The sequence below is a fragment of the Pseudomonas sp. 31 R 17 genome (assembly GCF_900004915.1).
GTDB classification, from domain to species: Bacteria; Pseudomonadota; Gammaproteobacteria; order Pseudomonadales; family Pseudomonadaceae; genus Aquipseudomonas; species Aquipseudomonas orientalis_A.
The window spans coordinates 11,789-26,171 of the sequence record NZ_CVTN01000049.1 but is presented as its reverse complement, the minus strand read 5'-3'; the positions used below and the strand labels follow the sequence as shown (position 1 = coordinate 26,171).

At 54.0% G+C, this 14,383-nt stretch carries 13 protein-coding genes, 1 tRNA gene and 1 pseudogene; 6 read left to right on the top strand and 9 right to left on the bottom strand.

Going from position 1 to position 14,383, the window contains the following annotated elements:
• Positions 1-75: 75 nt before the first annotated feature.
• Both BFP89_RS05070 and BFP89_RS05065 read right to left on the bottom strand, forming a co-directional pair.
• Entirely contained in the window at positions 76-1,074 is a 999-nt protein-coding gene (locus BFP89_RS05070) for an NADP-dependent oxidoreductase (RefSeq protein WP_065883185.1), read from the bottom strand.
• Entirely contained in the window at positions 1,071-1,853 is a 783-nt protein-coding gene (locus tag BFP89_RS05065; RefSeq protein WP_065883183.1) for an SDR family NAD(P)-dependent oxidoreductase, read from the bottom strand. The genes BFP89_RS05070 and BFP89_RS05065 overlap by 4 nt, the downstream gene beginning before the upstream one ends.
• Positions 1,854-2,018: 165 nt before the next feature.
• Between BFP89_RS05065 and BFP89_RS27065 the strand changes: the two genes are divergently transcribed.
• Positions 2,019-2,612: a TetR/AcrR family transcriptional regulator gene (locus BFP89_RS27065; RefSeq protein WP_083207986.1), complete on the top strand. Its 594-nt coding sequence runs from the start codon at positions 2,019-2,021 to the stop codon at positions 2,610-2,612.
• On the opposite strand, the gene BFP89_RS28270 is transcribed toward BFP89_RS27065, so the two are convergent.
• Positions 2,494-3,846, bottom strand: a complete 1,353-nt coding sequence (locus BFP89_RS28270; RefSeq protein ID WP_065883182.1) for a hypothetical protein — start codon at positions 3,844-3,846, stop codon at positions 2,494-2,496. The genes BFP89_RS27065 and BFP89_RS28270 overlap by 119 nt on opposite strands.
• 628 nt (positions 3,847-4,474) lie before the next feature.
• Between BFP89_RS28270 and BFP89_RS28265 the strand changes: the two genes are divergently transcribed.
• The 4 genes and pseudogenes from BFP89_RS28265 to BFP89_RS29245 all read left to right on the top strand — a co-directional run.
• A complete protein-coding gene (locus tag BFP89_RS28265) occupies positions 4,475-5,320 on the top strand; it encodes a phosphoribosyltransferase-like protein (RefSeq protein WP_141689016.1) in 846 nt (281 codons plus the stop codon).
• On the top strand, positions 5,317-5,682 hold the full coding sequence (locus BFP89_RS28260; RefSeq protein WP_141689015.1) for a hypothetical protein: 366 nt from the start codon (positions 5,317-5,319) through the stop codon (positions 5,680-5,682). The genes BFP89_RS28265 and BFP89_RS28260 overlap by 4 nt, the downstream gene beginning before the upstream one ends.
• A gap of 250 nt (positions 5,683-5,932) precedes the next feature.
• Entirely contained in the window at positions 5,933-6,964 is a 1,032-nt protein-coding gene (locus BFP89_RS27060; protein ID WP_083207985.1) for a retron St85 family RNA-directed DNA polymerase, read from the top strand.
• Between the two features lie 133 nt (positions 6,965-7,097).
• Positions 7,098-7,372 (top strand): annotated as a pseudogene (locus BFP89_RS29245) (transposase); the annotation flags it as partial.
• A 35-nt stretch (positions 7,373-7,407) separates the two neighbouring features.
• Here the strand turns inward: BFP89_RS29245 and BFP89_RS05055 are convergent.
• The 4 genes from BFP89_RS05055 to BFP89_RS05040 all read right to left on the bottom strand — a co-directional run bounded on the left by BFP89_RS05055 (position 7,408) and on the right by BFP89_RS05040 (position 11,033).
• On the bottom strand, positions 7,408-7,683 hold the full coding sequence (locus BFP89_RS05055) for a hypothetical protein (protein ID WP_065883180.1): 276 nt from the start codon (positions 7,681-7,683) through the stop codon (positions 7,408-7,410).
• A complete protein-coding gene (locus BFP89_RS05050) occupies positions 7,680-8,660 on the bottom strand; it encodes an integrase domain-containing protein (RefSeq protein WP_065883179.1) in 981 nt (326 codons plus the stop codon). The genes BFP89_RS05055 and BFP89_RS05050 overlap by 4 nt, the downstream gene beginning before the upstream one ends.
• A 948-nt stretch (positions 8,661-9,608) precedes the next feature.
• Positions 9,609-10,766 carry an AAA family ATPase gene (locus BFP89_RS05045; RefSeq protein WP_065883177.1) on the bottom strand — a complete coding sequence of 386 codons (1,158 nt, stop codon included), beginning with the start codon at positions 10,764-10,766 and terminating at the stop codon, positions 9,609-9,611.
• A 191-nt stretch (positions 10,767-10,957) separates the two neighbouring features.
• Positions 10,958-11,033 (bottom strand) — tRNA-Thr (locus tag BFP89_RS05040).
• A 332-nt stretch (positions 11,034-11,365) separates the two neighbouring features.
• Between BFP89_RS05040 and bcsQ the strand changes: the two genes are divergently transcribed.
• Positions 11,366-12,265, top strand: a complete 900-nt coding sequence (gene bcsQ / locus BFP89_RS05035) for a cellulose biosynthesis protein BcsQ (RefSeq protein WP_065883176.1) — start codon at positions 11,366-11,368, stop codon at positions 12,263-12,265.
• 241 nt (positions 12,266-12,506) lie between these two features.
• Here bcsQ and BFP89_RS05030 read toward each other — a convergent pair whose 3' ends face one another.
• A complete protein-coding gene (locus BFP89_RS05030; protein WP_065883174.1) occupies positions 12,507-13,694 on the bottom strand; it encodes a methyltransferase in 1,188 nt (395 codons plus the stop codon).
• Complete coding sequence (locus BFP89_RS05025) at positions 13,675-14,364, bottom strand: ABC transporter permease (RefSeq protein ID WP_065883214.1); 690 nt, start codon at positions 14,362-14,364, stop codon at positions 13,675-13,677. Before BFP89_RS05025 ends, BFP89_RS05030 begins: the two co-directional genes overlap by 20 nt.
• Positions 14,365-14,383: the final 19 nt, after the last annotated feature.

The window sequence follows — 14,383 nt, the reverse complement described above, 5'->3', positions numbered from 1 at the left end:
ATTGCACGTCGTGCCTGATGCCAGGCCACGAAAAACCCCGACTGGTTCGGGGTTTTTTTATGCTCGAAATCAAGCTTATTGGAGGGTGATGGTGACCTTGCCTTTTGCCCTTCCCTGATCGACGTACCGCAATGCCTGCGCGGTCGATTCGAAAGGGAAGGAGCGATCGATGACCGGTTTGATAACGCCCGCCTCGATCAGCGCGGTGATTTTCTGCAGTTGTATTCCATCGGCCTGCATGAACAAAAAGGCATAGCTCACCCCGCGCTTACGGGCTTTTCTGCGAATACCGCTGCTCAGCAGGCGCATGACCTGCCCCAGCACCCAGGGCAAGCCCTGCGATTGGGCAAATTGCGCGGTGGGCGGTCCTGACAGAGAAATAAGCTGTCCACCAGGCTTGAGCACCTTGAGCGATTTCTCCAGTACATCGCTGCCGAGGCTGTTCAATACCATGTCGAAATCGTGCAACTCGTTGGAAAAATCCTGCTGTTTGTAATCGATGACCACATCTGCCCCAAGTGCTTTCACCCATTCGACATTCGCCGTACTGGTGGTGGTCGCCACGAAGGCGCCGAGGTGCTTGGCGAGCTGGATGGCGAGCGTGCCGACACCGCCGGAGCCGGCATGAATCAACACCTTCTGGCCTCTTTTCACCTGGGCGGTTTCAACCAGCACCTGCCAGGCCGTCAAGGCGGCCAAGGGCATGGCAGCCGCTTCGGCCATGCTCAGGTTCGCGGGTTTGAACGCCAGCGCGTTTTCATGCACGGCGATCAACTCGGCAAAGGTCCCGATCCGTGACTCGGGAGGACGTGCATAGACTTCGTCTCCCGGCTTGAATCGCGTGACCGCCGCACCTGTGCGAACCACCACTCCGGCCAGATCATTGCCCAATATCAATGGAAACCTGTAGGGCAGGATCAGTTTGAATTCCCCCGTGCTGATCTTCGAGTCCAGCGGGTTCACGCTCGCTGCATGCACCTGGATCAGCACGTCATGCACACCGACCGCAGGGTCGGGCACTTGGCCAATTCTTCCGTCCTGCTTGCCGTAGCGGTCGATGAAAAATGCCTTCATGGTAGATAGCGCTGCGCCACGGTGGACTGCTTGATCTGCGCCAGAAGCCCCTGGCGCGCGGTTTGCAGCGCATCCCAACGCTCGCCGTCCTGCAGCGCGGGAATGGTCACTGGTTCGCGACGGTCGAAGCCGAGCAGTGCGGCATCCACCAGCGCATCCACTTCCATGATTTCGCTCAAGGTGTTGATGTCGATACCGGCGCGATCCCAGATCTCCGTGCGGGTCGCGGCGGGCAGTACGGCCTGCACGTAGACACCCCGAGGCGACAGTTCCAGGCTCAGTCCTTGGGAGAGGAACAGCACAAACGCCTTGGTCGCCCCATACACCGACATGCCGAACTCAGGCGCCAGCCCCACCACCGAACCGATGTTGATGATCGAGCCTTCACCTGCCTTGGCCAGGCGCGGCGCGATGGCGCTCGCGAGCCGCACCAGCGCGGTGGTGTTGAGGGCCACCAGTTGCGCAACGCTGTCAGTGCTTTGCTCGATAAACGTGCCCGATTGTGCGGCGCCGGCGTTGTTGACCAGGATGCCGATGCGCGCGTCATCGCGCAGGCGCGCTTCGACGGCGTGCAGGTCGTTGAGTTGCGTCAGGTCGGCCTGGAGCACATCGATGGCGACGTTGTGTTTGTCGCGCAAGGCGGCGGCGAGCGTTTCCAGGCGTGAGTGATCGCGGGCGATCAACACCAGGTCATGCCCGCGTTGAGCGAAACGCTCGGCATAAACCGCGCCGATGCCGGTGGAAGCGCCAGTGATGAGAACGGTAGGGCGAGTGGTCATGGTGTCAGCTCTTTGGTCAGGGACGGAGATTTCCGTTCGTTTGGAGGAAGGTCATACCGCTGGTGATTAGGATGATGATCGAAATCTAAACTGTCAACGATTTTGATTATGAACGACATCTATGTATCATTGGCCAATGCATCCAGCGGTAGAGAGGAATCGAACATGCGCGTATCCAAGGCCCAGGCCCAGGCAAACCGGGAGCACATTGTCGAAACGGCGTCAGTCGTGTTTCGCGAACGCGGCTTTGACGGCGTCGGCGTGGCCGACCTGATGGCCGCCGCCGGCTTCACCCATGGCGGCTTCTACAAACATTTCGGCTCCAAGGCTGACCTGATGGCCGAAGCTTCGGCCAACAGCTTCGCGCACTCCCTGGCAGGCGCCGAAAAGTTGAGCGTGAAGGACTTCATCGATCTATACGTGTCCAGAGACCATCGCGACAGTCGCGCGACGGGGTGCACCATGGCGGCGTTGTGCGGTGATGCGGCGCGTCAGTCGGGGGAATTGAAATCGGCCTTTGCTGGAGGCATCGAACGCTTGTTGCAGACACTCGGCGAAAAATGCCCGGCTGGCCCGGATGAGGCGCCGGAAGAGGCGCGGGCGAAAATGATTGATCTACTGGCGAGGGCGGTGGGCGCGATTATGTTGTCGCGGGCTTGTCCGGATGATTCGGCGTTGGCGGATGAGATTTTGGGGGTGTGTAGGGCGCGGATGGAGGGGGCGTTGTCGACTCCAAGCAAGGCCGTTCCTCAAAGGTAGCCAGCACTGCTGTTCGCATAGCGTCCCAACTGCTTATGGCATTGGCGAAGTCAGCAATATTCAACAAGCATCGACTTGCTGAGGTTATTTCTTCTTCGGATTCGTAGATGCCTGATGCAAGGATGGCAGGAAAATCCAGGGTGAAATCGTCAGATAAGTTTTGCGTCCAATCCAATAGGTGGTCCAGGTTATCAACCCTGGCCCGCATGTTTTCATGTAGAGCAAGCAACTGGCGATACAGCTCATTGGGCTGGATATCGACGGTTGCATCGCTGGATACGGCAAGCCACCCATCGAACAAATGCGCCATCTCTTCCATGTGATCGAACGCCTTATGAGCGGTATTTCCGATTGCGTCGCAAGCACCCATGAATAAACGCTTCATGCGGTCGCGCGAATTTCCATCTTCATGCATGAAAGCGGCAGGCGACTGAGGAGTGGCGAAATGCCGTTTCCATTCCGCCACCCAGTGCCTCGGCGATAACGCATCGGCAGCGAAATCGAGATGAGCTAGCAAATCCGCAGCCTTGAGTTGTCCAGTCTCTACCGCCATGACCATCGATTGGAGTGCCCTTTCCAGTGCCACAATGGCTTGGCTTGTCGAGAAGTTATCTTTGACCAGGCTGGCAGCATAGCCGTCCAACTCAAACACAATATCCCGGGATTTATGCAGTAAGTCGTAACCCTGTTCTCGTGGAGAATCAAACTGGTAGTCGCAAAATGGGATGCGCAACCAGTCCGGGCTTTCTTGGGTGTGAATATGGATATCCAATGGAAGGCACCTTCGAGCACCGTTCGAGGCGCACGTCATTCCGACATCACGAAAAACCTGCGCGACGAGCTGTGAGCAGACAATGCCCTCCTGGTCGTTAAACGTTTCAGGGGGGTTGCGAAGGGCAAGCAGCGAGTAGCGCTGGCCAAAATAGTAGTGTGCTCGGAGCATCAGCTTGTCGCGGTGGTCATCGTCAAGGTATTGAAGCCTCGCGACTGATGACTCGCGGATACTGTACTGATCTCTTATCTCACGCCATGCCCGGATTTCTACACCCTTGCCTGGGGTGGCGTGGATGACGCGGAAAGGGCTGATAACCAATGCGACATGCGTGTACAACGCTCGACTGTTTCGCACCAGCGATTGATAGCCGAGGTTGAGGGGGCGACTTTTGCTTTTGCCGCAGAGCAGCAATATGTCACCGGGAGCGGCGGCCCGGCTCAAGGCGGCATCGTTACTCATTAGTTTGCAGGTTCTTCATGCCGACGCTACGTAGCAGGTTGAAAACGAAGTGTGGACGTTTTTTGGACGTTTTGAAGAAAACGGCTCATTAAAATTTTGAGATTTCCAAACCCCAGAAACCACAAAGCCCCGCATTGCGGGGCTTTGAGATATGGTGCCGGCACCAGACGAACGGTATGTTTCTGCGGGGCTAGGTTTTTCGGGCGTCTGGAGTTCGCTGGAAAATTCGGCGTACCCCCAACTAGTAACTATAAGTAAATCAGCTAGTTATGGCGCTCGGTGGAATCGAATTCGGGATTTTTTAGATGTGAGCACATTGTCGGTCTGTAAGTAATTCAGAGCCGCCTACGGAAACACGTTTTTGATTCATTCGAAATTTGATCGATTTATAGACTGTCACAACACCGGCGATGCCCGTAAGCCATTAGGATCGGACATCAGTGAAAAGATACCTTTTCTTATGGTGTCCCATCACAATCTGGAAAGGATATGAAGAGCAGAATATCCAACGAGCCTTGGAATGTGTTGAAATCAGCATCATTATGGTTAATGGCTTGTAGCCATCAATTTAACTGCTATGATAGCATTTCTTGTGAAAGCGGGACCAGCTCAGGCGAATAGCACAGCAATGAATAAAGAACGCTTTAATTTGATGCTTAATATAATCAGAAGTCAGCCATGGCTGGGAGACAAGACTGATGAGCTTGAGCATGTTCTTTTCTCTGAATGTCAGTGCAACACATCTAGACAGCTTGTTTCAGAAATAATAGATAGATTTTTTTATATAAATAGAGAAGATAACTACAAGCTAATAGATAGTCTAGCCAATGAAATAATTTCCAAATATTCCGATCGTGAATCTAGCACGCTAATAACCGCGATGGGGACTGGCTCCGCAACTGATAGTTCGCAACTTGTTGCCTACACACTAAAGCCGATTATGGAGAAAAAAAAGTGGCGACGTCATGCTATAATTAATGATTTTGGAGCCGTATACAAACAATACAAAAAAACAAAACACAATCATATAGTTTTAATAGATGAGTTTGTCGGCTCGGGGCAAACCGTCTTAGGAAGAGTTGAGTCAATCCATACGCAATTAAAAAATGCTGGGGTCCAGGATTACTCTATTGCGGTTAAGGTATTAGTCTCTACTGAGTTTGGCCTTGGAAATGTGACTGCCGCTGGCATCGATATGACCGCGCAGAGGCTTGTCAAAAAAGGCATTGATGATTATTACTCATCAGAAGACGCTGCTCAGCACCGCGACCTAATGAAATTTGTTGAGAGAAACCTTTCTGCTGAGTATGAAGGCAGAGCAATGCCTAGCCTCGGTTATAATGAGGCCCAAGCAACATACTACCGAGAAGATGGAAACACCCCAAATAGTGTTTTTCCTATTTTCTGGTGGGCTTTTAATTGTGATGGCGAAGATAGACATGTATTAATGACTAGAGCTATGGGTGACGCATGAGTTTTCCTCCTGAAGTTCAGCGCGATCTCATACTTGCCGACGTTAAATTATTATATATTATTTTGGCATCATCCGGCGGTTTAGAGCCATTCACCATTTATCGCAGAAGTAGGTATTCGCTTAAATTTTTTCTTGAAAGGTATGCCCGACTTCTTAAGTCTGAGCTAATTATTGAGCACTTGGGTGTGGCGCGTTTGTCAGAGATAGGCGAAATAAATGCTAAAGCGGCATTGCCTAGATTAGTCTCAATGAAAAAAGAGTGGCGCGAAACACCTTCAGATTTTTTACGCCCCAAGCTTTTGGATGACTACTATATACCTAACGTGGATCTGTTAAGTAAAAAACGCTTTCAAACCAAATAAGAATGCAGTATGATCGCGCCGCCTGCAGAGGCTAGTACGTTGGAGTGTAGTCGCTCCCCGGGTAAGGTTCCCGATAACCAAGTTGTAGTAACTTCAGCGATGAAGCGTGCTGAAGTTACTACACTTACAAAACGCTTCGCGTTTTGACGTGGTCCACCCATCCGCAATTTCGCTGCGCGAAATTACAGATGGGTAAAACAAGTCAAAAGCAAAGCTGCTAAAGTAAAGAAGGTAGCCTCTGCAGGTTTTTATGAATGAAATTCTTATAAAGCAATGGCTCGCGCACTTCAGAAAGAGAGGGGTGTCGGGGGCACTTATTGATGTCTATTCCGAATACATTCGGGCTCTTGTAGGTAACTCGGTTCCTGTCATTTTTGAGTTTGAGCATTTGTCTCGATTGATAGGTATTGATCAGACTCGTTTCCGCGCAATGGTAAATTCAACCCCTTCTTTTTATAGAACCTTCCATATTAAAAAAAGATCAGGTGGGCTAAGGAAGATAGACAGTCCATTTCCTTCTTTGCTTATTTGCCAAGACTGGATATATAAAAATATACTATTAAATATCCCTGTTCACTCTTGTGTTCACGGCTATGTACCCGGAAGATCAATATTCACTAACGCCACCCCGCACTTGAAATCAAGATGCATATTAAAGATGGATATAAAAAATTTTTTCCCTTCAATTAAGATTGACTGGGTCGCGAATTTTTTCAATCAGCTAGGATATGCCGACAACGTATCATTTTACTTGGCTTCATTGTGCTGTAAAAATGGCTCTCTGGTTCAAGGGGCATCAACAAGTCCATACCTAACAAATATATTGCTGCGTGGATTGGATCACAGGCTTTCTAATCTCGCTCAAAGTTATAATATGAAATATACTCGCTATGCAGATGATTTAACTTTTTCTGGTGAATATATTCCCCATGCCGTTATTGGCATTGTCGACTCGATCATATCCGACGTCGGATTAAGAGTTAATGCTGATAAAACTAGGCTGCAAATAGCTAGGAATCAGAAAATTGTTACAGGCCTCTCTGTTGCTGGCGAATCAATAGGCGTACCAAGAAGCTTTAAACGTGATTTAAAGAAAGAGTTATACTTTATTCAAAAATATGGCTATCAATCGCACTTATCAAAAAAGAAAATAAGAAAACCTTTCTATATCGACTCTCTTATTGGTAAGGTGAATTTCTGGTTGCAGGCGGAGCCTGCTGATCCCTATGCAATAAAAGCGCTATCCATGTTACATGAGATACAGAAAGGAAACGCTATTTAGAGCGGGTATTTTTCTATTAATCTTAGATATATTGTTTCTGTAACTGAATTCCCTTGGGTTTGTAGCGCCCACAAGCCTTAAAATGAGCCACATTGGTGGCATGATAAACTGGCGTTATCTCGAATAATTCAAAATCTATGCGGTCAGCCAAGTGAACGAAAAGCAGCTTCCTGGCTCGGAGATAGCTGCGCGATTGGGTGTGCCCGTGCACAGGTTGTATCTACGGATTAAGCGCTACCCAAACCCCTGGAACAGCGCGTCCGGGAGGACGATCAGAGTATCGAGCTTTGCCTTCTACGTGCTGAGCTGAAGCGGGTGACGGAGGAGCGAGACATCTTAAAAAGGCCGCCACTTACTTTTCAAGGAGTGCGGCTGAAGTATGCCTTTATTAAGACGCTTGCGGGTGACTAAACGGCTGCTTTTGGCCGATTTCTGACCTTCGTTTAGCGGTTGAACTGCCAAGGTTTTCCTAAGCGATGAGTGAGTAATTGCATGGTCAGCAAATAGTAATAGCGCGTCGATTCAGCGTGCTGGTTTAGGTTGTAATTCAAAACCCACGCAAGGTGTTTTCTCTGCCAAGTCCATGGATTGTCGCGTTGCCAGCGCTCAGCGATCGCTGTTTGGATAGCCTTCGCCTGACGCAGGTGGCGTTGGCGGGTGGTGTGCGATCCGGTCAGGACGCCCGCTAGGAACAGCTCCATATCGAATGGCTTGCTCATGCTCGGCCACCGATGTACGCCGATACCACGTCGATACCGCCGTGTCCGAGCTCATAGCTGATTTGTAAGTGTGCCTCTCGATCAAGGCGTGGATTGAGGCGCCTGCACCTGCCACCGTTGATGGGCGCGAGATGATGGGTGATTTGCTCATAGCATTCGCAAGCATAGGCTGCACGCAATTCGTGGAAGCCTTTGAGATTGTGCGTATGGAGGATATCTCGGGCGGGGCGGACGATCCTCTGCAAGAAGTCGAGGTAGCTTTCGTTCGGTGCCAGCAGGTTGCGGCTGCCATGCGGTAAGACCTGCTCGGCATATCTGAGTGCTTCGCGAACATGCTCGCGCACCATGATCCAGCGAGGTGCTGTTGCTCCGCCGCGGCCACCTTTGGTGCCGTCCTGGATGTTGATCCTCCCGAGTTGCATGGCTTCCCGTTGCAGTCGAGGAAGGTCGGCCAAAATCGCCTCACGTAAACGCATGCCGGTGGCTCGCGCTAACTGAGCTATGGCCGCAGCACGCGGTTGCTGATGTTCGCAAAGCTCGTCGACGATCCGCTTCACGTGTTTGCGGTCTTGGCCTTGCGGCACCGAGCGACGAACACTGGTGCGCTGCATTCCCAACGCCTTGCTCGGACTTGGCACTCTCACATACGGATCACCGCGAAGCGCGGCCATGGTTCGGTTCACGCTGGACAATCGGTTTTGCGCGGTGGCGATGCCGATAGCGCCTTGTTCAACTTGCTGACGCAGATGCCCGGCGTAATCCAGCAAGGTCTGCCGATCAATTTGTCGCGCATCGTTGAGTCCTGGTCCATCCTCCGACCGGCACCACCGGACAAACGCCTGCCAGCGATCACTGTGCGCTTTGACCGTCCCGTAGTGCCCGCCGCCAAACAGATCTTTTAGCGCTTGTGGCCCGGCATAACTCAACTGCCGGCCATAGCCAAAATTTCGCCCGTCTCGTCTACCGCCCAATGCCATGATCGAACTCCTCTCGAAGTAAACTCTTAAAACCTTCCCCACGTCATCCCGCCAAGAATGTTGAGTTATCAGGGATCAAGGCCCCTGCGACCTGTGAGGGTTGTCCACTAACGCGGGACTTGCGGCTCCTTACGACCGGGAGCTTGGGCATCTCATGATCTGACCTCCTGAGCACTTCCGAAGAAGTGGGCGGGTGGAGGCTGCACTGGCTGACGAGATCAGCGCCGCGAGATCCTGAGTCGGGTGAAGGCAGTGATGAGATGACCGGGGCATGCCTGACTGTCAGTCAGGTGCAGTCCATTCCCTGGGTTGCGGCACTATCATCTGCATCGCTGTTGCCGGTGATCACTGGGTGTTTGTCACGCCGATTGTCACGAGGGGAAATGCCGCAATGCCTTGTACGAGTTGGGCTGCAGCAGCGGTAGGAGCGCCCGTCTCTTTCCGGGAGAAAGAGACGGGCGCAGGTTGGCGCAAGGAAATGGCCAAGCGGATAAGTTGCTGCAGGGCAGCTATAAAAGGGGATGAGTTGCCGCAGTGGGCACACTGCTAAAAGTAGGCATCCATCACATCGCTGTGACCGTGCGAGCCGCCGGACGCTAATCGCACTTTGGGAGAACCACCACGGTGTGGCGTAGCCTTAAAGGTTCGGGCTACCTGGGTTGCTGTCAACGACAGCGCCTTGCCCGATCTTTTCTACGCCTGTGGATAATTCGGGTTAAGGCTCGAACTTTTGGGAGTTCTGCAGCTGTGGATGGAATTACTCAGCGATGGAAATCTGTGGTTTTCCACAGACAGTTGCGTGGGCTTTAGATTAGGTGAGGTCCATTCAGCATGGCGGCTTTACAGCCCTGCTTGGATGGAGCCTCTTGGACAAGCGGGTCAGCGAGATTTCGAGAACGTACGCTCACTTTGCTGGGGACTAAAGGTGAGAGCTCCACTTTCTTATCCCTACCGCCCCTCAATCAACGCCCGCTCCTCCAACCAAATCTCCTGAACAAACTGATCCGTAATCGCATAAATCCCATGCCCGCGCCGCATGATGATGTTCTCCGCCACCAGCGCAATCACCACGGGTTGAATTTCTTCAACCCGCACTTCGCGACCTACCGTCTTGGAATATTCCGCCGCCGCATCAGTAGAGAAAATCCCCCGAGCATCGCGTTCCGCAGACGCGATCTTGTTGAAAATCGCCTGAGCCAGGCTGCCCAGCTGTTCGACTTTTTCAAGCTCAATACTCGCTGCTGCCGAGCGTAAGGTGCTGGCGATTACGGGTAGGAAAACATCGGGTTCACCGTCCTGCTGCAAGAGTTGACGCAATGCCTTGAGCATTTCTTCAGGTCGATTGCCTAGGGTATTGAAGGCTTCGACTGCGGCCCCAAGTGAGGGGAGCTTTTCCTTCTTCACCGTCATTGCCAGTCGGTTGAGCAGGAATTCCACGTAGTCGCCCTTTAGCAGCGGGTACGCGGCCGATGTCGCACCGGAAAACGCTTGGTTGCGTTTGGCGGTCAGCTCGCTGACCTGGGCTCTGTGGGAGCCTGTGCCGATAAAGAGGAAGTAGCCCGGCGTATTCGGGCGTGGGTTGATTGCATCACGCGCAGCTTTGAGTGCCAGGAGCAGTTGGTTGCCATCGTCGGAGGAGATGGCATGTTGCACCTCGTCGATGATCAGCACGAGATCGGTCTTCGCTTGGTCGACAACCTCTGTGAGTGCTTGCGCCAATGTGGGGCCGTCGGGGTTGCCGATGCTGTCGAGTTTGAAACCGAACTTGAATCCTGCTGCGCCTAGATCGACATTGCTGACGCGCTTGAGCGTTTCCAGGATTGAAGAGCCCGGCGTTTGCAGTTCTTTGAGGGTTTTGTGGATGGCGTTGTGCACGAGCGTCGCCGGGTTGGCCAGCGTGTCGCTCCAGAGGTCGACGTAAATCACCAGGGCGCCTGCTGCTTCCAGAGCGGGGATGAGGTCGCTGCGCAGGAAGGTCGTTTTACCTGTACGGCGCAGGCCGGACAGAAACAGACCCGAGCGCAGACCTTCATCTAATACGCCTGGATTGAGAAGCTGGTTTGCCATCGACTCGGCCAGTTCAGGGCGCTGAAATATGCTGCTCATGCAATTATCCCTTTTTATGGATACGCCATAATTATTGCCAGCACATAATTTAGCATAAAGGATGAAATCAGGAATTGTGGCGCAAAAAGGCGTGATTCAAAGGGACGGGAGGAAGCGGGAAAGGGGGGATCGAGGATGAATATCCCAGAAACAACAAAGCCCCTGCATTTCTGCAGGGGCTTCGTCTTATATGGTGCCGGCACCAGGAGTCGAACCCGGGACCTACTGATTACAAGTCAGTTGCTCTACCAACTGAGCTATACCGGCGTGTTAGGGCGACGATTATAGCGACTGAAAAGGTTCTGTAAACCCCTGAATTCTGACTATTTTTGCAAACCCTGTGGTTTTTCGCGATCGCCGTGTTTTTTCCACATTTTCACCGCCTGAAAACCCGCACAGACAAATACACCAAGGAAGGTCATAAAATTGACCATTTACCGTTCATCCAAAATTCAATCGCCAATAGCACCAAAATAATGACACTCGCCACCCTGTTGTCACAGAATGCCCCACACAAAGGGCGACTGATAATAAGACCTGCGGTAAGTACCCGCGCTTGCCGAGCTTCACGTCTTAGGTTGCGTCGTGAGGAGCAGGTGATGGGGCTTGGCAGAGAAATCCTGGCGTTATTCGGCAAGGACGTCATCCGTGATGCCGACGGCATCAATGCGCGAATGCATTTTTTCGGCACTATCCCTCAAGAATCTCATCAACCTGTCCAGCCGCTGGAGAGCCCTGTGTTGCGTCCAAAAATAGTGGCGCTGGTGTCTATCAATGGCGGTGTGGGTCGCAGCACGCTGGTGACGGCGTTGAGCAGCGGTTTGCAGCGTCATGGAGAGTCGGTGGTGGCGCTGGATCTGGACCCGCAGAATGCCTTGCATCACCACTTTGGCGTCAGTTGCACATTGCCGGGTGTCGGGCGCACCAGCCTGGAGCATGGGCAATGGGCCCCGCTGCAGCAGTTGGGTTTTGCCGGGTGCCGGGTGATTACTTTCGGCGATATCGATGTCCAGCAGCAGGAGAGCCTGGAGCGTTGGCTCAAGCAGGAGCCCGCTTGGCTGGCGCGACGTCTTGGGGCATTGGGCTTGAGCGAGCGGCAGACGGTGATTATCGATACGCCCGCCGGTAATAACGTGTATTTCCATCAAGCGCTGAGCGTTGCCGATGTGGTGTTGGCGGTCGTGCAGCCGGACGCTGCGTGCCTTGTCACGCTGGATCAGCTGGATACGCTGCTCGCGCCGCATCTTGAAGGCCAGTGCCCACCTGCCGTGCACGTGGTGGTTAACCAGGTGGATGAAAGCAGTGCGTTCAGCCTGGACATGGTCGAGACGCTCCAGCATCGGCTTGGCAGAGAGCTGTTTGAAGTTCACCGCGACATGGCGATCAACGAGGCGTTGGCCTCTGCGGCAGACCCCTTGGATAATGTGACGAAGCGGCTCGCCAGTGACGACATCAATGCGCTGTGCCTGCTGCTGAAGGCATTGAAAAAAACCGCGTGAAAGCGCGGTTTATACGGTCTAGCCCAGATGCTTATGCACAATCCGTTAGTAACAGGCGTCACATAACAGCCATTTTATGGAGGCGTTCTCAACACGCTGCAACTGCCTGTTTTGTGTGCGTTTTATTTTGTGAACAAAAAATGACCAGTGCTGCTTTTGGTCTGTAGCGCTGATGGTTACAGCCTTCGTAAAGAATTCATCAACAGAGTTATCCACAGGGCGCTGTAGGAATTTTTGCCCCTTAATCGCGCTGGGCCAGCACCATCAAGTTGCGTGGCGTGAGGCTCGGTTCACAGAAGCTGCCCAGCTCGATGTTGTAACCCTGCTCCATCAGGAACAGGGCCCGATCCAGCACCAGCCATAATTCCAGCGGGCGACGAAACAGGCCTCTGACCAATTCCAGGTTTCGTACTTCGGCCAGGCGCCGCCAGCCATGGGCTTCCAGCGCCAGCCAATCCTGATCGCCTGTGGATAAACCCTTGAGGCTTGCCAGCTCCCGGCAATATTCAGCGAAAGATTTATCCAGCCATTTGGCGGGCAGGGAGGGCGTGGGCAGGTAGTCGTCGCATCCGCGCAATTGCCGTTGCAGGCGGTCGAACCCCAGGCGCCGGGCCATGGAGGTATCGCGTTGCTGGCGTACGCGGTTGCCGGCGGTGACGGTTTCGCTCAGCGGCAGGCCCAGGTCATCGATTGACAGCTGCAGGGCAGAGGCGCGCCCGGTCGCGGACAGCGCTTGATAGCGGTCGGCGTTGATGCGGTTATAGCAGCACGGTGCCAGCGCCAGTTGTTTGCAGCCGGCAGCGCTGGCCAGTTGCAGCATGCGCACGTGGAGGTCGCCACAGGCGTGCAGGGCGACTGGCGTGTGTTCGGAGTTGATCGTGACCTCTGCCATCACGTCTTGCAGGCGATGGGTGACGGGCAAACCGTGGTGATCGCTCAAGGCTTTGCCTGAGGCAATCAGGGCCGGATCATATTCCAGGCAGGTCAGTTGTTGGCCAGGTTGCAGCAGGCGGCGGCCGAGGTGGCCTTTGCCGGCGCACCAGTCCAGCCAGTGGTTGGGCGTTCCGGCAAAATTCAGGGCGGCGCCGAAGGCTTCGATCTGTTGCCATTTACGCCCCGGAACGTCGACGTTCAGGCGATGGCGGGCGGGTGCAAGCGCGTGGGTCGGCAACTTATCCACAGTGCCCAGGCGCAGCGCCTGAGCCGCCAGTTGTGGAAAAGGCGCGGGCGCCGGCAGGTCGTGGGGATGATTGTGACTGGCTTCGGCGTCGTCCAGCGAGCGCTGGCGCAGCCACTGCGATAACGCGCGATGCTCGGTTTCCCAGGATAATTGCAGGTGGGTGAAGGGCCGTGGTCGCCACAGCCCCTGGTGCTCGATCAGAAACGCATCCAGTGCCTGGAAGCGTGCCTCAACGTCCTTGGCACGCATCGACGCGCAGCCATTTTTCCAGCAATTTGAAACCGCGCACCAGCACATAGGCCATCAGCAGGTAGAACAGCCCGGCCGCGAAGAAGATCTCCACCGGCAGGTAGGTGCGAGCGATGATGGTCCGGGCCATGCCGGTCAGTTCCAGCAAGGTCACGGTGCTGGCCAGGGCGCTGGCCTTGAGCATCAGGATCACTTCGTTGCTATAGGCCGGCAGGCCGATTCGCGAGGCGCGGGGCAGGATGATGTAGAACAGCGTCTTGGGCCTGGACATGCCCAGGGCGCGAGCGGCTTCGATCTCGCCTGGGGGAATGGCCTGGATCGCACCGCGCAGGATTTCAGCGATGTAGGCGGCGGTGTGCAGGGTCATGGTAGCGGTGGCACACCAGAACGGATCGCGCAGGTAGGGCCACATGAAGCTGTGGCGCACAGAGTCGAACTGCGCCAGGCCGTAATAGACCAGGAACAACTGCACCAGCAGCGGCGTGCCACGGAAGAAGAAAATGTAGCCATAGGGCAGGGCGCTCACGTACCAGCGGCGCGAAGACCGAGCGATGCCGAGCGGGATCGCCAGCAACAGGCCGGCAATCACGGCGATCGCCACCAGCTCCAGGGTCAGGGTTGCGCCCTGGGCCAATTTGGGCAGCCACTTGATGATCACGGCCCAGTTCAGGCCCAGATCGAAATGCGAC